The 23,007-nt window shown below is 71.1% G+C and carries 18 protein-coding genes; 3 read left to right on the top strand and 15 right to left on the bottom strand.

Annotated elements, in window-relative coordinates:
- Window positions 1-54 precede the first annotated feature (54 nt).
- The 3 genes from IEZ06_RS12985 to IEZ06_RS12975 all read right to left on the bottom strand — a co-directional run bounded on the left by IEZ06_RS12985 (window position 55) and on the right by IEZ06_RS12975 (window position 2,790).
- Window positions 55-339 carry a hypothetical protein gene (locus IEZ06_RS12985; RefSeq protein ID WP_189236943.1) on the bottom strand — a complete coding sequence of 95 codons (285 nt, stop codon included), beginning with the start codon at window positions 337-339 and terminating at the stop codon, window positions 55-57.
- Between the two features lie 220 nt (window positions 340-559).
- Window positions 560-1,126 carry a hypothetical protein gene (locus tag IEZ06_RS12980; protein ID WP_189236942.1) on the bottom strand — a complete coding sequence of 189 codons (567 nt, stop codon included), beginning with the start codon at window positions 1,124-1,126 and terminating at the stop codon, window positions 560-562.
- 50 nt (window positions 1,127-1,176) lie between these two features.
- Entirely contained in the window at window positions 1,177-2,790 is a 1,614-nt protein-coding gene (locus IEZ06_RS12975) for a DUF2207 domain-containing protein (RefSeq protein ID WP_229798061.1), read from the bottom strand.
- A gap of 233 nt (window positions 2,791-3,023) precedes the next feature.
- Here IEZ06_RS12975 and IEZ06_RS12970 point away from each other — a divergent pair, with 233 nt between their 5' ends.
- Entirely contained in the window at window positions 3,024-4,079 is a 1,056-nt protein-coding gene (locus tag IEZ06_RS12970; protein WP_189236940.1) for a neutral zinc metallopeptidase, read from the top strand.
- On the opposite strand, the gene IEZ06_RS12965 is transcribed toward IEZ06_RS12970, so the two are convergent.
- Window positions 4,037-4,495: a hypothetical protein gene (locus IEZ06_RS12965; protein ID WP_189236939.1), complete on the bottom strand. Its 459-nt coding sequence runs from the start codon at window positions 4,493-4,495 to the stop codon at window positions 4,037-4,039. The two genes, IEZ06_RS12970 and IEZ06_RS12965, sit on opposite strands and share 43 nt — an antisense overlap.
- A gap of 701 nt (window positions 4,496-5,196) precedes the next feature.
- Here IEZ06_RS12965 and IEZ06_RS12960 point away from each other — a divergent pair.
- Window positions 5,197-5,880, top strand: coding sequence for an SGNH/GDSL hydrolase family protein (locus tag IEZ06_RS12960; protein ID WP_203871834.1), 684 nt, complete (start codon window positions 5,197-5,199; stop codon window positions 5,878-5,880).
- Between the two features lie 117 nt (window positions 5,881-5,997).
- On the opposite strand, the gene IEZ06_RS12955 is transcribed toward IEZ06_RS12960, so the two are convergent.
- The 5 genes from IEZ06_RS12955 to IEZ06_RS12935 form a co-directional block, all read right to left on the bottom strand.
- Complete coding sequence (locus IEZ06_RS12955) at window positions 5,998-7,647, bottom strand: endo-1,4-beta-xylanase (protein ID WP_189236937.1); 1,650 nt, start codon at window positions 7,645-7,647, stop codon at window positions 5,998-6,000.
- A 107-nt stretch (window positions 7,648-7,754) separates the two neighbouring features.
- Window positions 7,755-9,332 carry a cellulase family glycosylhydrolase gene (locus IEZ06_RS12950; protein WP_189236936.1) on the bottom strand — a complete coding sequence of 526 codons (1,578 nt, stop codon included), beginning with the start codon at window positions 9,330-9,332 and terminating at the stop codon, window positions 7,755-7,757.
- Window positions 9,333-9,444: 112 nt separating this feature from the next.
- Window positions 9,445-11,979: a glycoside hydrolase family 9 protein gene (locus IEZ06_RS12945; RefSeq protein ID WP_189236935.1), complete on the bottom strand. Its 2,535-nt coding sequence runs from the start codon at window positions 11,977-11,979 to the stop codon at window positions 9,445-9,447.
- 136 nt (window positions 11,980-12,115) lie between these two features.
- Window positions 12,116-15,055 carry a glycoside hydrolase family 48 protein gene (locus IEZ06_RS12940; protein WP_189236934.1) on the bottom strand — a complete coding sequence of 980 codons (2,940 nt, stop codon included), beginning with the start codon at window positions 15,053-15,055 and terminating at the stop codon, window positions 12,116-12,118.
- A gap of 301 nt (window positions 15,056-15,356) precedes the next feature.
- Complete coding sequence (locus IEZ06_RS12935; protein ID WP_189236933.1) at window positions 15,357-16,940, bottom strand: cellulase family glycosylhydrolase; 1,584 nt, start codon at window positions 16,938-16,940, stop codon at window positions 15,357-15,359.
- Between the two features lie 390 nt (window positions 16,941-17,330).
- Between IEZ06_RS12935 and IEZ06_RS12930 the strand changes: the two genes are divergently transcribed.
- The gene (locus tag IEZ06_RS12930) at window positions 17,331-17,705 is read left to right on the top strand and encodes an STAS domain-containing protein (RefSeq protein WP_229798059.1); all 375 of its coding nucleotides are present in this window, start codon (window positions 17,331-17,333) and stop codon (window positions 17,703-17,705) included.
- Window positions 17,706-17,982: 277 nt separating this feature from the next.
- On the opposite strand, the gene IEZ06_RS12925 is transcribed toward IEZ06_RS12930, so the two are convergent.
- The 6 genes from IEZ06_RS12925 to IEZ06_RS37470 form a co-directional block, all read right to left on the bottom strand.
- Window positions 17,983-19,449 carry a serine/threonine-protein kinase gene (locus IEZ06_RS12925; protein ID WP_189236931.1) on the bottom strand — a complete coding sequence of 489 codons (1,467 nt, stop codon included), beginning with the start codon at window positions 19,447-19,449 and terminating at the stop codon, window positions 17,983-17,985.
- Window positions 19,436-20,440 (bottom strand): LacI family DNA-binding transcriptional regulator, encoded by a 1,005-nt coding sequence (locus IEZ06_RS12920; RefSeq protein WP_068896450.1) that lies wholly within the window; start codon window positions 20,438-20,440, stop codon window positions 19,436-19,438. Before IEZ06_RS12920 ends, IEZ06_RS12925 begins: the two co-directional genes overlap by 14 nt.
- Before the next feature lie 104 nt (window positions 20,441-20,544).
- A complete protein-coding gene (locus IEZ06_RS12915; RefSeq protein WP_229798057.1) occupies window positions 20,545-21,060 on the bottom strand; it encodes a GNAT family N-acetyltransferase in 516 nt (171 codons plus the stop codon).
- 174 nt (window positions 21,061-21,234) lie between these two features.
- Window positions 21,235-21,561 (bottom strand): DUF2516 family protein, encoded by a 327-nt coding sequence (locus tag IEZ06_RS12910; protein WP_189236929.1) that lies wholly within the window; start codon window positions 21,559-21,561, stop codon window positions 21,235-21,237.
- 374 nt (window positions 21,562-21,935) lie between these two features.
- A complete protein-coding gene (locus IEZ06_RS12905; RefSeq protein ID WP_189236928.1) occupies window positions 21,936-22,406 on the bottom strand; it encodes a hypothetical protein in 471 nt (156 codons plus the stop codon).
- The gene (locus tag IEZ06_RS37470) at window positions 22,403-22,936 is read right to left on the bottom strand and encodes a helix-turn-helix domain-containing protein (RefSeq protein WP_068896454.1); all 534 of its coding nucleotides are present in this window, start codon (window positions 22,934-22,936) and stop codon (window positions 22,403-22,405) included. The genes IEZ06_RS12905 and IEZ06_RS37470 overlap by 4 nt, the downstream gene beginning before the upstream one ends.
- Window positions 22,937-23,007 lie beyond the last annotated feature (71 nt).

Below are 23,007 nucleotides of genomic sequence, written 5' to 3'. Positions count from 1 at the left end.
GGCCGTGGGCCCGGCCGGTCGCAGGTCGTACGGCCGGCCGGGCCGTTCCCGGGATCAGGGGACGGGAAGGCGGACGCCTGTGGTGATCCTGTCCAGTTCACCGGCCAGCTCCGGACTGACCGTGACGTGGACGGCGGCGTCGGAGGCCACCCAGAAGGCCCCGGTCCGGCCGTCCGCGCCGGCGGTCCGGATGCCCGTGATGTTCGGCCCGGCGACGGGGGAGGTCAGCCGTTTCCAGCCGCGGAGGAAGTCGTCCAGCCACCGGGTGGAGTGCAGGGCCGCGCCGCGGACCACGGTGACCTCGACGCCGCGGCGGCCGTCCGACCAGCGGCCGGTCACCGATGGCCGCTCACGCGGCCGCCTCCGCTCTCATGCCCGTCCATACGCCCGGCCGGGACGGGAGGTTGCCCGATGGCCGGTTCCCTGGAGGTCGGGAACCGACGGCTTGACGACGGGGAGATGCCGAGTGGATACTGAGGGTGTCATGCCCTCTGGGGCATGAAAGTGGCGCCGGGAACCCCCCGATGGAATCGGGAGCCCGGCGTTCGCGTTTTCCCGCTCATTCTTCTGTGCCTTCCAGGAGGGTGACACGGTTTTCGAACAGGGGCCACCATCGTTGGTCGCCGTCGAGCCATCCGGTGACCACCCCGGCCACCACGTCAGCCGCCCACAGAGCGGCGTCTGAGCTGGCTCGTTCCCAACGAACCGCCATCTCAGCAGAGAACCGCCCTTGCCGGCGCAGAACGGTAAGGATCGCCCTGTCGCTCGCGTCCTGTTCGTGGCGCGACTCGAAGACCACGCCTTCGATGCGGCGTGCGGACAGCTCCGGCAGCAACCTGAGCAGGCAGTGCCGCCGTGATCGCTCTGAACGGCTCGCGTTGCCGTACAGACTGATGGCGACCACTGATGCGCAGTCCAACGAGGCCACCGTGTGGGCGATGAGAGATCTTCGGGGTGTCCGTTCGGTTCTCCAGTGGACGGTGGGTGCCTTGCCATGCCGAAGCGCGTCCATCACCGATCTGATCCGGTCGAGGTCCTCGGTCGGGAGGAGGACCGCGGCAAGGGTGTAGACGCAGTCGTCGTCCTTGCGAACACGACAGCTTTCGTCGACATAGGCGGAGAACACCCGCCTGACTTTACGTTACTTTCTCTTTACCTTCCGTGGTATCGCGTGTGTCAGAAGGACCGGAACTGGCGGGTGGTGGAGATGGCGCCGGAGGTCGTCATGGTGAAAGTTCGCATGGAGTCGGCGAACTTCGACAGGTCCCACTCGGCCGGGCCGTGGTACCAGTACAGGTTGTCGGCCTGCTGCCCGTTGCCGTTGACGGAGGAGACCACGCGGGCCCAGCGGTCCACGCAGTCGAAGATCACGGCGTAGGGCAGGTAGCGGGAGAACAGCTCCACCCGCTGGGCCGCGGGGACGTCCGCGCCGAGGTCGGCGGAGGAGAGATACTCCCGGAAGCCCAGGGTGTGGGCGAGGGCGGCGGCGCCCTTGGCGGTCTTGGCGGGCATGTACTGCCCGCCGACGGCCAGCGCCGCGCCGGCGATGATCAGGGCCAGGCCGAGCAGGCCGTACGTGGTGAACCAGGCCAGCGCCACGGTGGCGAGCACCCCGGCGAAGGTCAGCGCCACGCCCAGGGTGGTCCAGCGGGTGCGGACGGTGTCGGGGCGGCGGGCGAACCAGCCCTGGGTGACCACGTCGCGGTAGAGCGCGGCGCGGACCTTGCCGAGTTCGGCGCCGAAGGAGCCCTTGAGCTCCGAGAGCAGCACCGCGTCGCGGCCGTGGAAGACGGCCTCGTAGAGCGCCCGCTCGTACGGCAGCAGCGAGCCGACGGGGGCGCCGGGCAGCCGGACCAGCGTCCAGTCCGGGGTGTCGTAGGTCTGCCGGGGCCGCTCGTCGATCCGGATGTAGCCCCGCACGGCCAGGTCCACGATGGTGGCGGTCACGTCGATCACGTCGGCCTGCTCGTCCATGAGCGTGCCGATCTGGCCGGGGCGCACGCCGTCCGGCGGGGCGAAGTGGCCGTTCTCGATCGGGCGGAGCGAGCCCGACTCGTGGCCGACCACGCGGGCGTCGCGGCCGCGGGTCCAGTAGAGCAGGCCGAGGCCGCCGAGGAGCAGAGCCAGCAGGCCGGCCAGCGCACCGCCGGTGACGGCGTTCAGCGTGAAGGCGTTGGACAGCTCGAAGCGGCGCTCCAGCACGGGCGCACCGGTCGTGGCTCCGGCCGGGTAGCCGACGACGACGGTCAGCACCTCGCCGGGGCCGAGGCCCTGCTGCTCGAACTCCGCGCTGGTCCCGGTGTGGTCGAAGGACGCGGCGGTGCAGGCCACCGCGGAGGCCAGCACTCCGGCGAAGCAGGACAGGTTCTGCATCTGGGCGGGCCCGGTCACCTTGACCGTGGCCTGCTCCACCGGGACGGACCAGCCGCCCACGGCGTACCAGCGCAGCTCCTGGATGTCGGCCAGCGGGGTCACCGCGCCCTTGACGTCGTACTCGATCGTCGCGGTGCCGGAGCCCTTCAACGTGATCGACCCGTCGGCGAGCGTGCCGTCGCCCTTGAACCCGGTGACCTGGTAGAGCCGGTCGTTGCCGTCGTCGTAGCGCGTCCGGTCGACGAGCGTCCGCTTCGGCGCCCCGCCGGTGAACTCGACGGTCTCCTTGACGTGCAGCACGCCGTCCTGCCGCAGTTCGAGCTCGACCACGTCGCTCTTCACCGTGTCTGCCCAGGCGGAAGCGGCACCCGCCGTACCGGCGAAGGCCGGGGTCAGGCCCGCGGCCAGCGTCAGCACGGCCGCCGCGACCAGGCTTCCGGCCGTGCGATGGACCGTCCGATGGGCCGTCCGATGGGCCGTCCGATGGGCCGTCCGATGAAAGAAAGATCCCGCCATGGCTCGGCAGCCTATCGAGAACCGCGGAGAGGTGACGGCCAGCCTTATTACGATTTTTCGGTCAATAACGGCATGTGATGGTCTATCCGCTAGATTGCCGCGCGGTGATCCAGTCTTCCCCGAGAGGCGGTCAGATGCGCCCGCGCCGGTCGAGCCCCCTGGTCTTCGGTGTCTTCGGCGTCCTCGCCACGACCTTCACCGCCGTCGTGCTGGCGGCCGCCCTGGCGGGAGGGGACGAGGCGGCGGTCCCCGCGGGCCCGGGAACCGCGCCGACGGCCACCGAGCGGGCCGTGCCCGCCCCGACGGAGAGGACGGAGGTCGAACCGCCGACCTTCAGCCCGCCGCGCAAGCTCGACCTCGGCGCGCTGGGCGAGTCCGAGATCGCGCTGGCGGGCGGGAGCACGGCCGCGGACCGGCGGGCCGCACGGAGCGCCATGGCCGTCGACCTGCGGTACATGCAGCGCTCCCAGACCGGCGCCCGGCTGAAGCGCAACCCGCTGTACGGCACCGGCATGATGCGCCCCACCACCTGCCGGGCGCCGCGCCCCTCGACCCAGGCGAGGGACATGCTCGCCTTCCTCAACGCGACGACCGGCTGCCTGGACCGGGCCTGGGCCGCCAAGTTCTCCCAGGCGCGCGCGGTCTTCCAGCAGCCCCGCCGGGTCTTCTGGTCGCGTCCGGGACGCGGGCCGTGCGGCAGCTACCCCGCCTCGGGCGCCGCCGCGTACTACTGCCCCTCCAACCGGGGGATGTACATCGGGCTGTCGCACCTGATCCAGCAGACCGGCCGGATCGACCCGGCGAGCAACCACGTGCCCTACCTGTCGGTGCTCGCCCACGAGTACGGTCACCACGTGCAGTCCATGGCGGGGATCGGCGGCGCGTGGTGGTGGGAGGTCTCCAACAAGTCCAAGACCGCCCAGAACGCGCACTCCCGCCGGTCGGAGCTGCAGGCCCAGTGCTTCGCCGGGGTCTTCATGCGGACCGTCCGGGTCCCGCTCGGCATCACCGCCGCCCGCTGGCAGGCCGTGCTGGAGACGGAGTACGGCCGGGGCGACGACCAGAACGGCCTGGGGCTGCGCGACCACGGCAACGGCCAGAACTTCGCCGGGTGGCTGGACCACGGCTGGAAGTACGCGCGGCCGGGTTACTGCAACACCTGGACGGCCCCCGCCTCGCACGTCAGCTGATCCCCGGCCTCCCGCACGCAGCCCGCGGCGGGACCGCCGCGGACCCGGTCCGGGCCGTCGAGGCGTGCGGCCCACGGGTCGGCGAGCACGGTGAAGAACGCGACCGCGCTCCAGAGCAGCAGGCCTCCGGCGGACAGCTCCAGGGCGAGGCTCGCCCAGCCGGTCCTTCCGCCGCCCGCCTGGCCGCGTCCCCAGCCGGTCCTCCCCCCGTCCGCCCGGCCGCGCGTCCCGCCGGGGCCGCCGGTCGTCCGGTCCGCGATGGTCGTCCGGTCCGCGGTGGCGACCGCCGGATGATGGGCCCTGCCGAGGGCGGCGAACCCCAGGGTGACGGAGACGAGCACCAGGGGGGCCGAGGCCCCGGAGGCGGCCGGGACGAGGCCGGCCAGGACGGCCGCGCCGCCCGCCAGGAGTGACACCAGGCCGAGGCCGCCTCCCGGCTGTGAGCTCCGGGAGGCGCGGCCCGAGCGGGTGGGGCGTGGGCGGGGATCCGGTGGCAGGCCGTGGACGCAGATCATCGATCGCCTCCGATGTGGAGACGCCGGCCCTCGGGCCGGGGAGGGAGTGCGGAGCGGTCCCGCATGGTCGTCTCCTTTGGTCGTGGTCGTGGTCGTGGTCGTCCGCGGCCGTCCGCCCGGTGGGCCGGGCCGCGTCGGCGGGTGCCGGGTCGCCGGCCCGGGGCGCCGACCGGACCCTCTCCCGCCGAACGGATTGCGGAGTGTTGACGGTTCGTTGCCCGCCGAGGTTGCCGTTCCATGACGAACGCATTGGCGTTTCCAGAGCAGCGCCGTCCGTTTTTTCGATAAATAGATAGATATTCCAGGGCATTTTGGAAGGTAAATTCTTTCGTTCCGGATCACCGCAACCGGATGGGCGTGCCTGGTTAGAATGCCGAATGCTCAAGGCGGTCCCCTGGGGTGACCGTGACCGTGGATCTACCTGTCATGAGGGTGTCCGGCCGAGGTCACGGGCGTGGCGCGCACTCAGGGGGCCGCGGTCACATCAGCGGTCCACGGTTCTCCGAGGTGGCATGCACGGGCTTTCGCGGAAACGGAGCGGAGCGTTTTCCTCCGCCCTCGCCGTGGCGCTCTGCTGCCTGCTTCCGGGGTGCGCCCCGGCGGTGGGCGGGGCGGTGGGCGGGGCGGTTCCGGAGGGCGGGCGGGAGTCCGGCGGGCAGGCCGCGGCGCGGCCCATGGCGGCCCGCGCGGCGGCTCCGGTGGTGATGGTCGTCGGGGACAGCTTCACCGTCGGGTCGGGTCCGGTCGAGCGCTGGGAGAGCTACGCGGCCAGGAGCGCGCGCGAGCTGGGCTGGCAGCTGATCACCGCGGGGATGGGCGGGACCGGCTTCGTCAACCCGGGCCGGGTGGGCCGGAACTTCCACGACTCCTTCGTCCGGGAGCTCGCCTGGCGGCCGGCGCCCGACCTGCTGATCATCTCCGGCGGGCACAACGACCGCCGCACCCGGCCGGGGGAGGTCTACGAGGCCGCCGCGCGGCTGCTGAGGACGGTCGCCGGACACTGGCCCGGCACCCGGGTGGTGGTGGTCGGCCCGCTGTGGATGGGGGACGCGCCGCGCTGGGCCTACGGCGTCAGGAACGCCGTCGCGCTCGCCGCGGAGCGGGCCGGCGTGCCGTTCCTCGATCCGCTCGGCATGCGCTGGGGCCGCGAGCTGACCCTCCCCGACGGCGTCCATCCGACGGGTGAGGGCCACGCCCGCATCGCCCGCTGGCTGGTCGCCTCCCTGCAGGAGCGCGCGGCCCGTGAGGACGGGCGGCCTGCGCGGACCGCCCGCCCTCACGGGTGAGACGCGGACCGCCCGCCCTCACGGATGAGACGCGGACCGCCCGCCCTCACGGGTGGGACGCGGGCCGTCCGCCCTGACGGATGAGCGGCCCGCGCATCCCGGCGGGTGGAGCGGAGGTCAGGAGATGACGGGGGTGGGCGGGGCGCCCGAGCCGCTCCAGGAGCCGATGAAGCCGAAGGTGGTGGAGCCGCCGGCGCCGATGGTGCCGTTCCAGGCGGCGTTGGTGAAGGTGTGGGCGCCGCCGCTGCCGGAGCGGACGGAGCTCCAGTTCTGGCTGATGGTGACGCTGCTCGGGAAGGTCAGCGTGGTGCTCCAGGAGGTGACGGGCTCGGCGCAGGTGATCTTGACCTCGCCCTGGAAGCCGCCCTGCCAGGAGTTGACGGTGCGGTAGGCGGCGGTGCAGCCGGTGCCGCCGCCGGGTCCTTCGAGGGTGGTGAAGGTGGTGGCGGCCGAGGGGTCGGAGGTGTTGCCGGCGGCGTCGCGGGCGACGACGTGGACGGTGTAGGCGGTCTCGGGGTCCAGGCCGGTGAGGGTGGCGGAGTTGGTGGTGGTGGAGGCGAGCCTGGTGGTGCCGCGGTAGACGTCGTAGCCGGTGACGCGGACGTTGTCGGTGGAGGCGGTCCAGGTCAGGGTCGCGCCGGAGGAGGTGACCGCGGAGGCGGCCGGAGTGCCGGGCGTGGACGGGTCCTCGGTGTCGTCCGGGTCTCCGGTGTCCCCGTCGGCCAGGGCGTCGTGCACCGCGGTGTAGGACGCCTTCTTGGCGTAGTTCTCGTCGTAGATCAGGGCCGCGCCCTCGCCGGAGAAGGTGTCCGGGACCCAGGAGTGCTTGTCGGTGAAGCCCCAGATCGTGACGCCGGAGCAGCGGCTCACCGCCAGGCAGGCCTTGACCACGTTGGAGTAGTAGGTGGCCTGCGTGCTGTCCTTGGCCGAGCTCCGGGGCATCTGCATCCGGACGTCGATCTCGGTGACCCGGACCTCCACCCCCAGGTCGGCGAAGCGCTGCATGTTCTCCTGGATGTTCGGGAAGCCGTACTGGATCGCCAGGTGGGACTGGAAGCCGACGCAGTCGACCGGCACGTTCTGCGCGCGCAGCGTCCGGACCAGGTTGTACATCGCGGTGCTCTTGGCGTTGACGCCCTCGACGTTGTAGTCGTTGATGCAGAGCTTGGCGTCGGGGTCGGCCGCCTTGGCGTACCTGAAGGCGTCGGCGATGTAGCTGTCGCCCAGCTTCTGGTACCAGAACGAGTTGCGCAGGCTGCCGTTCTCCTCGAAGACCTCGTTCACCACGTCCCACGACTTCAGGGCGGGGTTGCTCGCGTAGCGGCCGGCGACCCTGCTGATGTGGTTCTGCATGGCCGAGCGCATCTCGGTGGCGCCGAGGCTCTGCACCCAGTTCGGCGTCTGGTTGTGCCAGACCAGCGTGTGCCCGTGCACCTGCTGGCCGTTCTGCTCGGCGAAGGCCATGATCTGGTCCGCGCCGCTGAAGTTGAACTGGTTCGGGCTGGACTCGGTGGCGTCCCACTTCATCGCGTTCTCAGCCGTGATCTGGTTGAACTCCGTGGCGGCGATGTTGCGGTAGGCCGTCTCATTGGCCAGCGGCGAGGTGGCGAGCGCGGTGCCGATGAACTTGCCCTGCGCCTCGGCGTGGACGCGCAGCGGCGACGACGCCTGCGCGGGGGAGGCGGGCAGGGCGACGACCGCGGCGGCGGGCAGTACGGCGAGCGCTCCGGTCAGGACCGCTCGGCGGAGTCTGGACAGTTCAGGCATGGTGTTCCTTTCCCGGTGGTGCAGAAACTTGCTGGTTGGACCCGAAATTTTCGGAAGCAGGCCTAGAGGAGGGGGTACGGCCCGGCGGGCCGTACCCCCGGGAGGGGTCAGGAGATGGCGGGGGTGGGCGGGGTTCCCGAGCCGCTCCAGGAGCCGATGAAGCCGAAGGTGGTGGAGCCGCCGGTGCCGATGGTGCCGTTCCAGGCGGCGTTGGTGAAGGTGAAGGCGTTGCCGGAGGCCGACATGGTCGAGCTCCAGTTCTGCGAGACGGTCACGCCGGAGGGGTAGGTCAGCGTGGTGCGCCAGGAGGTGACGGGCTGGGCGCAGGTGATCTTGACCTCGCCCTGGAAGCCGCCCTGCCAGGAGTTGACGGTGCGGTAGGCGGCGGTGCAGCCGGTGCCGCCGCCGGGTCCTTCGAGGGTGGTGAAGGTGGTGGTCTCGGAGGCGGCGGAGGTGTTGCCGGCGGCGTCGCGGGCGACGACGTGGACGGTGTAGGCGGTCTCGGGGTCCAGGCCGGTGAGGGTGGCGGAGTTGGTGGTGGTGGAGGCGAGCCTGGTGGTGCCGCGGTAGACGTCGTAGCCGGTGACGCGGACGTTGTCGGTGGAGGCGGCCCAGGTCAGGGCCGCGCCGGAGGAGGTGATCGCCGAGGCGGCCGGAGTGCCGGGCCTGGACGGGTCCTCCGTGTCGTCGCCGGAGCCGCCGCCGTAGACCTTCGCCTCGACTGCGGTCTGCGCGATGCCGTCGGGACCGTTGAACAGCCGCCGGCCCCAGCTGGTCAGCTTGCTCACGTCGAAGCCGGTGACCTGGTCGAGATACTCGACGCCGCCGCCGTTGCCGCTCCAGGACCAGCCGAAGTAGCCCAGGCCGCGCGCCTGGGCCTGGGCCATGATCGTGTTCTCGTCGGGGTCGCCGTCGGAGTGGTTGTGCCCGAACTCGCCGACGACCAGCGGCAGGCCCGCGGTCCGGAAGGCGTCCATGTAGGCGATGACCTCGGCGGAGGTGTCGAACACGCCGTACATGTGGATGGAGAAGATCGTGTTCTTGTCGGGGTCGGCGGCGGCCACGGTCTTGGCGTTGTCGCGCATGGTGAAGGACCAGTCCTGGCCCCAGTTGGGGGCGTCGACCATGAGCGCGTGGTCGAACCCGGCGGCGCGCATGCGCTTGATCGCGGCGGAGGTGGCCTCGGTCCAGCCCGGGGTGACGGCGTTGTTGCCGATCGGCTCGTTGCCGATGTTGACGATGACGTAGTCCTCCTGGCCGTCCAGCGCGCTCTTCACGCTGACCCAGTAGTCCACGGCCTGGTCCAGGGTGTAGGCGCCGCTCTGCTCGCCGTACCCGGTGGTGTCGTGGTTCTCCAGCACGCAGATGAGCTTGTTCTGCTTGCACAGCGAGACGACGTTCGCCACGTCGGCCGTGTTGTTGGGCGTCCACCGGCCGCCGCTCAGCACCACGCGCACGGCGTTGGCGCCGAGCGACTTGATGCCGGCGAAGGAGGCCGTCTGGCTCGTGTACCAGGTGTGCGCGTGGGAGGTGCCGCGCAGGACGAGGTCGCTCCCGTCCGCTTCGACGATCTTCGTCCCGCTCACGTGGATGCCGGTGGCGGCGTGGGCGGGGGCGACCGCGACGATCGACGGGACGACGAGTGAGATGAGGAATGCGGCGAGAACCGCCAGTCGTGCTCTCATTACCTGCCTCTTCGGGGGAGGGTGGGACCCGGCCGGGCGGAGGGGTCCACTACGCCCGGCCGGGGGCTCTGAGGCCCGCGGAGCCGACGGGACCGCCGGCTCCGCGGGCTCGTCAGCTCGCGGTGCAGGACACCGGGGACGGGACGCCGTTCGTGCCGCCCCGGCTCGCGGTGAAGCCGAACGAGGCGGACGCGTTCGGGGCGAGCGCGCCGTTCCAGGCGACGTTCTTCACCGTCACGTCCGCGCCCGTCTGGGTGTGCGCGCCGTTCCAGAGCTGGCTGATGACCTGGCCGTCCGGGAACCGCCAGGTCACGGTCCAGCCCTTGATGGCGGCCGCGCCCGCGTTGGTGACGGTGACCTCGCCCTGGAAGGCGCCCTGCCAGCCGTTGCCGACCTTGTAGACGGCGGTGCAGCCGCCCGCCGGAGCCTCCGCGGTGGTGAACGAGGTGCTCTCGGACGCCTCGGAGGCGTTGCCCGCCGCGTCCCGCGCCACCACGTGCACGCTGTACTCCGTGGCCGGGGTCAGGCCGGTCAGGTCGTACGAGGTGCCGGAGGCGGTCCCCACCTTGGCGGTGCCGCGGTAGACGTCGTAGCCGGTGACGCCCACCTCGTCCGTGGCGGCGGTCCAGGTCAGCCTCGCCGTGCTCCCGGTGACCGCGGAGACGGCCGGCTTGCCGGGCCTGCCCGGCGGGGTGTCGTCGTCGACCGGCGGCGGCTCGTCGCCGGGCGGGTTCCCCCAGATCCGCGCGGTGCCCGCGTAGACGGTGATGTTGTCCACCCGGACCGGGGTCGCGCCGGGAGTGGTGGCGACGCCCTTGTACGACCAGTCGTTCGACGGGTCCCAGGTGCCGGTGGAGGCGATGCGGAACTGCACCTCGCGCCGGTGCTGGGACTGCCCGGCCGGGGAGATCGAGGTGCCGGAGCAGTCGATCGTGACGTAGTAGGTCTTCCCGGACAGCAGGGTCGGGCCGGTCGGCGGCTTGCACTGGTTGTAGGCCGAGCCGACCGTGATCTGGTTCGCGGTGGTGTCGCCGTCGAGGGTGAAGTAGTAGCGGAAGGAGCCGTCGGTCAGGTTCCTGGCCGGCCAGGCCGACTGGTTGCGGACGATCGCCTTGATCTCGGTGAAGGCGCTCCCGGAGGCGTTCACCCCGGCCTCGATGAAGATCTCGGGGCCGTCGGGGCTCTCCTTCGCCGGGAAGCCCGCCGCCGGGGACCCGCCGTACTCGGAGTACAGCCGCGCCAGCGCGCTGGTGAAACCGGCGTTGTAGTCGGTGGCGACCTCGTTCATCACGAAGTCGTCGCGCCTGTCGGTGTAGGCGTCGTCGGGGTCGGGCGGGCCGCCGACGAGCGCGCCGTACAGGGTGTGGCGGGTCTCGACGGGGTTGGTCTGCTGGTCGGTCCAGGAGCCGTGCGCGGTGCGGTGGTGCGGGTTCTTCGGCGGGTTGGCGCCGAATCCGACCACGTAGGACGACTTACGCGGGTTGTCGCCGAGCGCGTAGTCGATCTGGCGCTTGGCGAAGTCGTGGTAGCGCGCCTTGCGGGTCGCGTCGGTGATCGAGTCGGCGTGCACCAGGGCCGCGAACGAGGTGTTGGCGGCGTAGCGCAGCGACCCCCACCGGTCCAGTACGGCCTGCCCGCCGGGCGAGTACCTGATCTTCTGCCCGTTCACCCCGACGGTCCAGTAGTCCAGCCACCGGTTGGCGTCGTCGAGGTAGCGCTGCTTACCGGTGAGCTTGTGCAGCAGCACGTAGGAGCCGTAGGACTTGTCGTCCCAGGCGATCGTCCACTTGTAGGACTTCGTGGTGCTCTGCGGCTCGGTGCCGAGGTTGTCGTAGTAGGACTCCGCCTTGGCCAGGTAGGAGGCCTCGCCGGTGGCCCGGTGCAGCCAGATCGCGCCCCAGACCAGCTCGTCGTTGTAGCCGCTCCAGGAGTTGTAGTAGCCCTGGGCGTCGGTGATGCACTCGCTGTACTTCTTGCGCACGGTGTCGGCGAAGGCGTACAGCTCCCGCGCGTGCTTGACCAGCGTGTCGGCGTAGGCCGCGTTCGTCGGGCGGAAGACGATCGAGGAGGCGGCCATCGCCGCCGCGGTCTCCCCGGCCAGGTCCGATCCGCCGCAGGTGGCGTCGATCCTGTAGGCGGGCCGCTCCATCTGCATCGCCTCGGCCGGCCCCCACCAGGCGTGGTCCTTGCCGCCGTGGCCGACCTGCCCGTAGAGCACGTTCGGGGACGGGTGGGCCTTGATGAAGTAGTCGTTGACGAACTTCAGATTGTTGAGCAGGTGGGTGAGCTGGCCGGAGGAGGAGTACGCGTCGCGGTACTCCACCACGCCCCAGGCCAGCATGGTCGTGGTGAACGCCATCGGCAGGCCGAACTTCACGTGGTCGCCCGCGTCGTACCAGCCGCCGGTCAGGTCGAGCCCGGCGTCCTCGCCGTCGTCGAGCGCGGAGTCGCCGCGCCAGCTCACCCGGTTCCAGTCCGGCAGCTTCCCCGACTGCTGGGCCTCGTAGAACCAGATGGACTTCTGCAGCGCCTCGCCGTAGTTGAACTCCGCCGCGGCCGAGGACGCCGAGGACGCCGAGGCGGTCGCGGCGGGCACCGGGACGGCCGCCAGGGCCGCCAGCGCGAGCACCGCCATGGATCTCTTCATCGGTGGGGGGTGCCTCTCGGAGAGAAGGTGGTGCCCGGGACGCGGCGGCAGGTCAGGGATGCCGCCGCGCCCCGAGGTCTTTCAGGTGCCGGGTCCGGGGTCAGGGGCCGGACCCGGCGTCAGGGGGCCGGGGAGGTCAGGGGAACAGCCGGCCGTACTCGGCGAGGGCGACGGCGACGTCGACCTGCGCCCAGAAGCGGTGGTACTTGAAGGTCGGCGCGGGGCCGGTGCCCTTCAGGTAGGCGTCCACCTTCGGCCAGTCCGGGTCGTTCTTGTAGAAGGAGCGGATGGACAGGAAGGTCGAGTTGCCGTCGATCACGTCGCCGTTGGGCATCTTGCCGGTCCAGCCCGGCGGGACGTAGACCGGGTCGTTCAGGCGGTTGTAGTCGGCCTTGGTCTCCACGGTGGAGACGCCCTTGGCGTCCTGGTTGTTCTTCCACATGCCGTCGAGCAGGCCCTTGGCGACGTTCTGCGCGTTCGTGTCCTTGGCCCTGGCCGCGTAGTACATCAGCACCTTGGCGTAGGAGCCGGCCACGCCCACGTCGGTCGTGTAGTCCCGGACGCTGACGTGCAGTCCGGAGTTGGAGCCGGGGCTGGCCGGGTTCCAGGTGTCGGGCTGGCCGGTCCACACCAGCGTCGAGGGCATCTGGTAGGTGCCGTCGGCGTTGATCGTGGTGTTGTCGGTGGCCCACTTGACCCACTTGTCCAGCACGGCCTTGGCGTCGGCGTTGCCGGTCGCGTAGTACAGCTCCGCGACCCGCTCCATCGACCACGCCTGGAAGCCGAACCACTGGTTCGACGGCGGGTCGTGGTAGACCGGCTGCCAGTCGTAGGCCATGCCGTAGAAGGTCGGCAGGGTCGACGGCGGGGCGGCGTAGTGGCCCTGCCAGCTGTTGGTCGCGCCGCCGGCGATCGCGCCCTCGGACGACTGCAGCCAGCGGTAGAACTCCAGCTGCCGCTTGGTGCTGGTGGTCCAGTCCTGGACGGCGGTCGCGCCCTTGGGCTTGAGCGCGTCCACGCTGGACAGCACCCAGGCGGCCATCGGGTTCTGGTAGCCGGAGTGGTTGTGGCTGGAGCCGATCCGCCAGGCCCAGCCGGCGGCCGGGTCGGCGGCGCCGCCCCAGGCGTAGTACCAGCTCAGCAGGTAGGAGGCGCTGTCCTTGCCGGTGCCGGCCGCACACGAGGTGCTGGTGCAGCCCTGCTTCTTGAAGTACTTGTCGTACATCGCGTAGCGCAGGTAGTCGCCCATCTTCGCGGCCTTGGCGACCGTCGAGGAGATCTGCGACTCCTTGCCCTGCTCCTTGGCCCAGGTGTGCGCCCAGTAGGCCACCTGGACGGCGCGGGCGTCGGCGTCGGGGGCGTTGGTGTACTTCCACTGCTTGGCGTAGGAGGCGTCCCCGGTGAACAGGTCCAGGAAGCCGTTCTTGCCGCCGTGCTTGAAGGTGTCGCAGGACGGCTGCGGGATGGTCTCGAAGACCGACTCCTCCGGGCCGCGCTGGTAGGTGTTGATGTAGGCGGGCCTGGTCGTGCCGTCGCCGCAGCGGCCGAAGCCGTAGGTGTTGTCGACGTCCAGCAGCCAGTGCATGCCGTACACGTCGCTGGTGCCGTAGGCGCTCTTCAGCTCGTTGGCGATGGGGTCCACGCCGACCGAGACGCCGCCGTCCAGCTTGGACGGGTACTGCTTGATGTCGTCCCACTCACCGGCGTAGGTGGCGGGCTTGGCCGGGTTGTAGAACGAGTTCGTCGGCTGGTCGGCGGTGGAGGGGATGATGTACTTCTCCAGCGAGGCCCAGGCCTCGTTGAACCTGCTCCAGTCGCCCGTCACCTTGCCGTAGGCCGCCTCCAGCCACAGGTAGTAGCTGTAGGCCTCGGAGGTGGTCTCGTGCCCGTGGTCCGGCGCCTCGACCATGAAGGTCTCGACCGAGTGGTACGGCACGCCCTCGGGCGAGAAGTAGCCGTTGGCCGGGTCCTTGATCTTGTTGTACATCGTGGTGAAGCGCTTGATGTACTCGTTGTCGCCGCCGGTGGAGTCGTTGTCCACCTCGGTGGCGGCCACCTTCGCCGCGGTGTGGCCGGTGGCGCTCGCGGTGAACTCGGCGCTGCCGGAGGCCTGGTCGGCGTCCTCGGCGGCCTCGATCTCCACCGTCTGCGCGGTGTTCCAGTTGGCCGGGGTGAACGTCAGCGAGGTGCCGGTGCCGACGGACAGGTCGGCGTCGCCGGAGGTCCGGGCGGTCGTCACGGTGACGTTCGCCGACGGGGCCTTGGAGAGCTTGACCGAGACGGTCTCGGAGTCGCCCTCGGGGACGGCGACCGAGGCCGGGCTGACCACCACGGCGGGCGCGCTGTCGGGCGAGACGGTGATCCCGACCGGGTCGGAGGTCTTCGCCAGGCCCTTGTCGTCGGTGGCCTTCGCGGTGAGCGAGTAGCTGCCCGCCGCCACGCCGGTCCAGTCGTAGGCGTACGGCGCGCTGGTGTCGCTGCCCAGCAGCGTGCTGCCGTTGTAGAACTCGACCTTGGCCACCGTGCCGTCGGAGTCGGCGGCGTCGGCGGTGATCTCCACCGTGGCGGGCGCGGTGAAGGTCGCCCCGGCGGCCGGCTTGGTGAGCTTGACCGACGGGGCCTGGTTGACGGGGTCACCGCCGCCGCAGGTGGTGCCGTTGATCGTGAAGGCGGCCGGCTTGGGGTTGCTCCCCGACCAGCTGCCGTTGAAGCCGATGCTGGTGGAGGCGCCGGTGGCCAGCCTGCCGTTCCAGTCCATGCTCTTGGCGGTGACGGTGCCGCCGCTCTGCGACCAGGTGGCGCTCCAGCCCTGCACCAGCTTCTGCGAGGCGTTGGGGAAGTCGAAGCCGAGGGTCCAGCCGTTCAGCGGGTCGCCCAGGTTCTTGATCGTCACGCTGGCGGTGAAGCCGCCCTGCCAGTCGTTGGTCGAGTAGGCTACGTCGCACGAGACGGCCGCGAAGGCCGGTGAGGCCGCCAGGGCGGTCGTCGTGCCGGCCGCCAGGCTGAGCAGCGCCACAGCCGCGACCCGTCTCCGGAGTCGTGGGAGCGCTCCCGCTCTGATGGGGGATCTGTACATCGAAAAGGTCCTCCAGGGGTGGACCCGTCGTGATTCCGCTGGTGACGGCCTCGCGTCGGATCGGACAGGGGAGAAGATGGGTGGGAGCGCTCCCAAACAGGATTCTGGAGTCCGCCACCCGGATGTCAATGGCGTGTATCCCCGGTTACACCGGGGTTTCGTGTCAAGGGGCGGCAGGCTGCGGTGATCCCGCGGGGGTGATTTCCCGCCCGTGAAACTTTCAGCCGAGCGCGTGCTCCATCGGTGGGGCGGCGCCCCGGCCACGGAGTCCGGAACCGGGACGCCGCACCAACGGCGCGTCTCAGCCGCCCGAGCAGGCGACCTCGGCCGGCTCGCCCTGCGGGCCGTTCGCGGTGAAGCCGATGACGACCGACTGCCCGGCGGGCAGGTTCGCGGCCCAGGCGGGCCCCTTCGCCGTCCAGGTGGTCCCGGAGGCCGTCACGACGGCGTTCCAGGCGCTGCCGAGCGTCACGCCCGCCGGCATCTTCCAGGTGGCCGTCCAGCCGTCGAGCGCCGAACCACCGGTGTTCTTGATCGTCAGTTCGCCCTGGAAGCCGCCCTGCCAGGAGTTGACCGGCTTGTACGACGAGGTGCACGAGGGCGGGTCCACCGTCGAGGTCACGGTCGGGGTGGCCGACGGGTCCGGACCGTCGCCGCCCGTCGGCGGGATCAGGTAGGGCTGCAGGATGTCCTGCTTCTCCTGGTTGATGGAGGTCCAGTCATCCTTGGCGATGCCGCCGGTGTCACCCGAATTCGGGTTCCATGACCAGTAAGTGAAGGACATGCCGTTCACCCCGGTGCCGGTGTACTTCATCAGCTCCTGGAGCCAGACCTTGTCCACCGCCGCCTGCATGGTGGTGCCGAACTCGCCGATCATGATCGGGGCGATGTTCTCCTTGTGCAGGTAACCCCAGTACCGGTCCCAGATGGCCGGCATGTTCGCCGGGTAGGACGGGTCGTCGAACCACTTCTGGCGGAAGACCGAGGTGGCGTACTCGTGCGGGGAGTAGACCAGCCGGTTCGGCACGCTGAGCCGTACCGGGAACTCCTTGGCCTTGGAGAGGTTCCCGCCCCACCAGCCGCAGTCCTCGTCGTTGGACGGGTCGTTGTCCCAGACGTCGGACAGGCCGCCGCTCGGGCAGCTCACGCCCTCCACGAAGATCAGCCAGTTCGGGTTGACCGAGAGCACCGCGTTGCCCGCGCGCTCGGCGGCCAGCCGCCAGTCGCGGGCGGGGTCGCCGCAGCCCCAGCAGGCGCCGGTGGCGGCCGGGTTGGTGCCCTCGGCGTGCGGCTCGTTGTGCAGGTCGGCGCCGATGACGGTGGGGTCGTCCGCGTAGCGCCGGGCGAGCATCTTCCAGTCCTCGATCCAGGTGCTCTCCGGCGTCGAGGCGACGTACCAGAGCGCGGACTGCCCGGCCGCGGTCGGGCGGTGCCGGTCGAGGATGATCCGCATGCCCTTCTGGCCGGCGTAGTCGACCACCATGTCGAGGATCTGCAGCGGGCTCTTGCCGACCAGGTCGGGGTTGACGAAGTCGTTGACGCCGCTGGCGGTCGCGCCGGGCTTGAGCGCGTCGTTGGAGAACGGCACGCGCAGGGTGTTGTAGCCGAGTGAGGCCATCTTGTCGATCTGGCCCTTCCAGGGGTTGTTCGACCACAGCCCGTGGAAGGTCTTGTTGTCGGTCTCCATGCCGAACCAGTTGATTCCGGTCAGCCGGACGGTCGCCCCGGTGCTGTCGACGATCTTGTTGCCGGAGGTGTGCAGGTAGCCGGTTCCGGTCCCGGCCGCCGCCCCCGCGGGGGAGGAGCCGAGCGCGACGGCCAGCGCAGCGGTGGTCGCGAGCGCCGCGAAAGCGGCCGACCACCTGCGGACACGCAGGACTTTCATGAGATGCCCTTCGAGGACGGGATCTGCTCGCGAGGCGGGAACCTCGTGGTGGGTGGGGGTGCGGCCGGTCGCGTCGTCATGGTTCGGTGCCCGCCGGGCGGACGTCAACCGTCCCGTGCGCCGTCCGGCGCCGCCGGGCGGGGCGCGCGACCCCCTCTAGCTCGGCCGGTACGGCTCACGCGGCGGGCCGGGCGGGGTGAAAGTTTCATCCGCGCGGCCCTCTGCGGGGTGAGCTGCGGACGTGTCCGTCCGGAGGGGGAACACGCACTCCACCCGGGGCTGTGTTCGCTTGATCGCCCCTGTACGTTAGGCGGTAACGGCCATCGCGCCTGTCGCAACATCACAGCCGCTTCCGCGGTAAAGCTCGAAGGCAGGCGAACATTGACGAAGTTGTCCATCGAGGTGATCTCACACCCCGCCTGCGCCGTCATCTCCGTCTCCGGAGACCTGGACAAGGTCTCGGCTCCGCAGTTGGAGAAGGTGATCTCGGAGGTGCTGGGGGCCGGGCACGTCCACCTCATCGTGGACGTCTCCGCCCTGGGCTTCTGTGACTCCACCGGGGTCTGGCTGCTGCTGGCCGGACTGCGCCGCTCCTTCGAAGCCGGAGGATGGCTCCGGCTGGCGGGCGTCCGGGGCTTCCTGCAGCGGCTCCTGGAGCTGACCCGGCTCAGCGAGGCGTTCCCCACCGATCCGACCGTCGCCGAGGCCATGCGTCATGTCCCGGCCCGGCGCTCCGGCCAGGCCACGCCCCCCGCGCCGGCCTGACGGACCGTCCACCCGAGGGCCCTGTCCCCGCCCACGGGTCCCGACCCCGCCCGAGGGCCCTGCCCCCGCCCGAAGGCTCGGCTCCGCCCCGCGGCCCCGTCCGGGGAAGCCGCCCGGGGAAGCCGTCCGTCCGAGGGCCCTGCCCCGTCCACGGGTCCCGACCCCGCCTGAGGGCCCTGCCCCCGAAGCCCCCGCCCCGAAGCCCCCGCCCCGAAGCCCCGCCCCGGAGACCCGCCCGGGGACGCGGCGCCGTACGCGTCCCCGGGCGGGGCCGTGCTCACCCGGCCAGCAGGACCGCCATGGCCTTGAGCTGGGCGTTCAGCGACTCGCGGAGCCGGCCGGTGAGGGAGCCCTCCCGGTGCCGGTCTGCGATCTTCTGCCGGACCGGCGTGAGGTCCTGGGCGCAGCAGACGCTGTTGGCCAGGACCTGCCGCAGGTCCAGCGCCACGTCGGGGCGGATCTCCCCCCGGCCCGCGCTCTCGGCCAGCAGGGTGTTGAAGCGCCGTACGCGCTGGTCCAGCGTGAGCCGTTCCGCCCGCACGTTCTCCACCAGGAGCACCGTCGGTTCCGCGCTCGGTTCCCCGGCCCCGCCGGCGTCGGTCTCCTGCTCCCGCCCGGCGTCCGGGTCGTCGGCACCCGGCTCCCGTCCGGCGTCCGGGGCGCCGGTGGGCTCGCCCGCCGGTGGCCCGGCGGTCCCCGCCCCTCCTTCCGGCTCTCCGGAGGAGGGAACCGGAGAGGGGTCCTCCGTGAGGGCGGGACTCGGCTGCGGGGCCGGGCCGAGAGAGATGACGGCTCCGTTCCGCTCGCCGCCGACCTGCCCCCAGACCAGGAAGCCGGTGACCATCGTCAGAGCGGTGACGGCCGCCGTGCGGTGGACGATCGAGCGCCGCGCCGAGCCCCCCGATCTCCTGCGCCGGGCCCGCGCCGCCGCCAGGCCGTCGGCCACCTCCTGCGCCCTCGGCCGGGACCCCGGATCGTGCGCCAGGCAGCGCCGGCACAGCGCCGCCACCTCGGGCGGCAGCCCCGGCACGCGCAGCTCGGGCGGGGGTCCCTCGCGCCGGGCGTTCTCGATCTCCTCCCAGGTCCGCTCCGGGTACGGCGTGGCGCCGGTGAGCATCTCGAAGAGCAGCACGCCCAGGGCGTAGACGTCGCTCGCGGGGTCGGCGACCCGGCCGGTCAGGCGTTCCGGCGCCACGTAGGGCGGGGTGCCGTACTCGCCGGTGCGGTCGTCGTCCTCCTCCCCGATGAACGCCGCGATGCCGAAGTCGAGCAGCTTGGCGCCGTCCGAGGCCAGCAGCACGTTCTCGGCGGTGACGTCCCGGTGCACGACGCCCCGCTCGTGGGCGGCGGCCAGGACGGTGGCCAGCCTCCCGGCGACCGCCACGGCCTCCGTCCAGGGCAGCGGCCCCTGGACGATCCGGTCGGCCAGCGGCCGCCCCTCCAGCAGCCGCATCACCACGTAGGCGGCGAGGCGGCCGTGGGAGGTCACGGTCTCGCCGTAGTCGTAGACCTCGATCGTGTCCGGGTGGATGAGGCGCGCGGTGGCCCGGGCCTCGCGCCGGATGAGCTCGCGGTCCGCGCCGAGGTCCGCCTCCAGGATCTTGATCGCCACCATCCGCTGGAGGGACTGGTCGAACCCCCTCCAGACGACGCTCATGCCGCCCCGGCCGATCTGCTCCATCAGCAGGTACCTGCGGGTGAGCACGTCGCCCGCGCGGAGTCCTCCGGGTTCAAGCAGATTCACGGACCACCAGCTCCGTCGGCAGCACCGGGTTGTTCCTGGTGCTCTCGGGAGAGTTCATCGACATCAGCAGCAGCCGGGTGGCGAGTGCGGCGAACTCCTCCACCGGCTGGCGCACCGTGGTCAGCGTGGGGGAGGTCCGCCGGGCGATGGGGGCGTCGTCGAAGCCGATCACGGCCACGTCGTCGGGCACCCGGCGGCCGGCGCGGCGCAGGGTCTGCACGGCCGCGGCGGCCATCACGTCGGAGGCGGCGAACACCGCGTCCAGATGCGGCATCCTGCGCAGCAGCCACTGGGCGGCGTGCACGCCGGAGGAGTGGGTGAAGTCGCCGTACGCCACCGGGATGCCCGTCATGCCGGCCAGGGAGAGCGTCCGGGTGAAGCCCTCCAGCCGGTCCCGGGCCGCGGGGAGGCCGGGCGGTCCCGCGATGGCGGCGATGGACCGCCGCCCGCCGAGCAGCAGGTGCTCGGCGGCCTGCCGGGCGCCGTCCGCGTTGTCCATGTCCACGTACGGAAGGTCGATGCCGTCGGGGGCGCGGCCCGCGCTGCGCACCGGGACGCCGGAGGCGGCCAGGGTCACCACGAGCGGGTGCCGCTCCCGCGCGCCGATGAGCAGGACGCCGTCGACGCCGCCGGCGACGAGCTGCGGGGTGGCGATGGTGGAGGTGGCCGAGGTGGCGGTCATCACGGTGAGGGGGATCCCCTGGCCGGTGAGCACCTCCTCCGCCGCAGTGATCATCCTCGCGTAGAACGGCTCGGTGAACAGCCGCTGTGCGGATTCGCAGACGACCACGGCCACGGTCTGGTCGCACCGCCGTCCGGAGCCGCCCCGGGGTGCGCGGTGGCGCACGTAACCGAGACGGGAGATCGCGTCGTGCACCTGTCGTCGGGTCGAGGTGCTGACCCTGACAGAGCCTGTGAGGACCCGGGACGCCGTTGCCGGGGACACACCTGCTTCTGCGGCGACCTGGGCGAGTGTGGGCACATCAGACATAACTTCCTCCACACCTAGTTCCGTGCAGGTGGGAGCGCTCCCAGTGAACGTAGCATTGTTTCGGAACTGTCAACAGACGTTTCCGAAAAATCACGTGATGTCTGTCAGATCTTCTTGACCTTCCAGTCAGGAGCGAGCATCGACATGATGATCGAGTCATGCCGTTCCCCTTTCCAGAGGAGGGCGTCCCGGCGGACTCCCTCCTGCACGAAACCGACCTTCCGGTAGACATGGGCGGCCCGGTCGTTGAAGTCGAAGACCTCGAGCTCGATCCGGTGCAGATCCGTGGTGGCGAACGCGTGGTCGAGCACGAGCCGGATCGCCTCCGTGCCGTAGCCCCTGCCGAACGCGCGCGGGCCGACCAGTGCGATCCGCAGGTTGCAGGAGAGGTTGGCGGCGTCCAGGTCGTTGAGCACCACCTCGCCGACGTAGGAGTCGTCCTCGGCGGCGCAGATCGCCAGGTCCAGGCGGTCGTCGTGCTCGCCGCGGGAGCCGTACCAGAGCTCGGCGGCCTGGTAGGCGAACATGCCGTGCGAGCCGGTCAGCCGGGCGACGTCGGGATCGTTGACGAGCTCCCAGAGCCCGTCGACGTGCTCGGGCCCGACGGGCCGGAGCGTCACGCGCTCTCCGTGGAGTGTGGGTTTTCTGGCGAACATCACCCGCGTGTCTACCGTCTCGGGGAGCTTACGGGCAAGCCCTTACCAACCGGGTGGTCTTCGCAGCGAAGCCGAGAGCTGTCTTTCCGGGCTCAGACCGGACATCGCTCGAGGGAGGGCGAGGCGCCCTCCGGGGGTCTACCAGGGACCGTAGGGGCCCGAACTGCCGCCCTTGCCGACCTCCCGTACGGCGGGCCGCACGTCGGCGAGGTAGATGCCCGCCGCGATCACGGACACGATGGTGAGGAAGCCGATGCCCGGGAGATAGCCCACGGCGGAGGCGAAGGAGAACAGCGCGGCGAGACTCAGGATGATCGTCCACAGCTGCTTGGTCTGCTTGCCGGTGACCGCGAAGGCCCGTGCCGGGGTCTTGAGCGCGTGCACGAGGGCCCATGCGGAGAGGATGAAGGCCCCGATGCCCAGGATCAGGAAGATCAGGTCCAGGACACCGTAAATCTGGAACATCGTCCCTCCATGGGATCGCCGCGCCGGTCGCCCCCAGACTAGGCGATGCCGCGCACCCCCCGGTAAGCCCTTTTCCCGGCCCGCGCCGCCCCGGGCGGTCGGCCGGGCCGCACCGCCCACTGCCCGGCCGCGGACGGAGAGACCCGCCCCGGGCGGTCGGCCGGGCCCCACCGCCCGGCCGCGGACGGCGAGACCCGCCCAGGCGCCGGCCGCGAACGGCAGGACCCGCCCCGGCCGGTGCCGGGGCGGGTCCTGTGCGATCCCGTGCGGGCCCTGAGGCCGCGGACGGGGTCCGCGGCCTCAGGCGGAGGTCGGACCCTCGCCGCGGGAGACCGGGTCTTCACCGCGGGAGGTCGAGCCTCCGCCGCGAGAGGTCAGGCCTTCACCGCGTTCTTCGGGGCGCGGGCGTTCCTCCTGGGAGCGGCGGCGGGGGTGGCGGCGATCGCGGGCTCGGCGCTGGTGGAGACCTCCTCCAGCTCCAGGGCGGCCTCGCCGCTCACCTTGGAGACGACCTTGCGCCCGCGGTTGGCGAACTCCTCGTAGAGCTCGTTCGCCTTGGCGGTCAGCTGGTCGGCGTAGTCGCGGGCCTTGACGGGCAGGTCCTTGGCGTAGCCCTCGGCCCTGCCGCCGAACTCCTTGGCGTAGCCCTCGGCCCTGCCCGCGATCTCCTTGGCCTTGACGGGCAGGTCCTTGGCGACCTCGCGGATCTCCTCGCGGCGGCTCTGCAGCCGCTGCACCTGCTCGGGCAGCTCGCGCAGCTTCTCCACCGCGAAGTCGCCGGCTCCGGCGACGGCGTAGAACGGCTTGGAGTCGGTGATCTTCTTGACCTCGGTGGCCAGAGTCATGAGTTACCCTTTCCTGGTTTCGGTTCGGTCGTGCCGTTCGCCGAGGACGCCGTGTAGGGCTTCAACGCGGCGGCGAACTCCTCGGGGAACGGCCCCTCGTCGTCCGGCGGGGAGACCGTGTCGCCGTTCTGGGGCTCCGGTGCGGGATGCGCGCTCTTGGCGGCTCGCGCGTCCTCGTCCGGGGCCCCGGCCCGGTTCTCCTTGCGGAACGACTCGTAGATGTCGATCAGCACCTGGCGTTGCCGCTCGGTGATGAGGGTGTCGGCCCGGATGACGGTCAGCACGTCGCTGTCCGGCTCCCGGTCCTCGATGAGGCCGGCCTGGATGTACAGCGCCTGCGCGGAGATGTGCAGACCCTTGGCGATCTGGTTCAGGATCTCCGCGCTCGGTTTGCGCAGCCCCCGCTCGATCTGGCTGAGGTAGGGGTTGGAGACCCCCGCCGCGGCGGCCAGCTGGCGCAGGGAGATCTTCGCCTGCGTGCGCTGCTCGCGGATGTACTCGCCGATCGAGCCGACCTTGGGTAGTGCCATGCCTCAAGTCTGCCCCACGTTGCTTGCAATTGCAAACACGTTGGCTAACACCAGCAAGCAGTCAAATGTGC

This window comes from Planomonospora antibiotica (assembly GCF_014647955.1).
GTDB classification, from domain to species: domain Bacteria; phylum Actinomycetota; class Actinomycetes; order Streptosporangiales; family Streptosporangiaceae; genus Planomonospora; species Planomonospora parontospora.
Note: the sequence above shows the minus strand (reverse complement) of the source record. Positions and strands in the feature narration are given on the sequence as shown.

Bases quoted from the DNA above. Each gene is read 5' to 3' on its own strand.
- IEZ06_RS12970 (WP_189236940.1), top strand. From the start codon at position 3,024: ATGCGCCCGCGCCGGTCGAGCCCCCTGGTCTTCGGTGTCTTCGGCGTC.
- IEZ06_RS12955 (WP_189236937.1), bottom strand. From the start codon at position 7,647: ATGCCTGAACTGTCCAGACTCCGCCGAGCGGTCCTGACCGGAGCGCTC.
- IEZ06_RS12950 (WP_189236936.1), bottom strand. From the start codon at position 9,332: ATGAGAGCACGACTGGCGGTTCTCGCCGCATTCCTCATCTCACTCGTC.
- IEZ06_RS12945 (WP_189236935.1), bottom strand. From the start codon at position 11,979: ATGAAGAGATCCATGGCGGTGCTCGCGCTGGCGGCCCTGGCGGCCGTC.
- IEZ06_RS12940 (WP_189236934.1), bottom strand. From the start codon at position 15,055: ATGTACAGATCCCCCATCAGAGCGGGAGCGCTCCCACGACTCCGGAGA.
- IEZ06_RS12935 (WP_189236933.1), bottom strand. From the start codon at position 16,940: ATGAAAGTCCTGCGTGTCCGCAGGTGGTCGGCCGCTTTCGCGGCGCTC.
- IEZ06_RS12920 (WP_068896450.1), bottom strand. From the start codon at position 20,440: ATGTCTGATGTGCCCACACTCGCCCAGGTCGCCGCAGAAGCAGGTGTG.
- IEZ06_RS12910 (WP_189236929.1), bottom strand. From the start codon at position 21,561: ATGTTCCAGATTTACGGTGTCCTGGACCTGATCTTCCTGATCCTGGGC.
- IEZ06_RS12905 (WP_189236928.1), bottom strand. From the start codon at position 22,406: ATGACTCTGGCCACCGAGGTCAAGAAGATCACCGACTCCAAGCCGTTC.
- IEZ06_RS37470 (WP_068896454.1), bottom strand. From the start codon at position 22,936: ATGGCACTACCCAAGGTCGGCTCGATCGGCGAGTACATCCGCGAGCAG.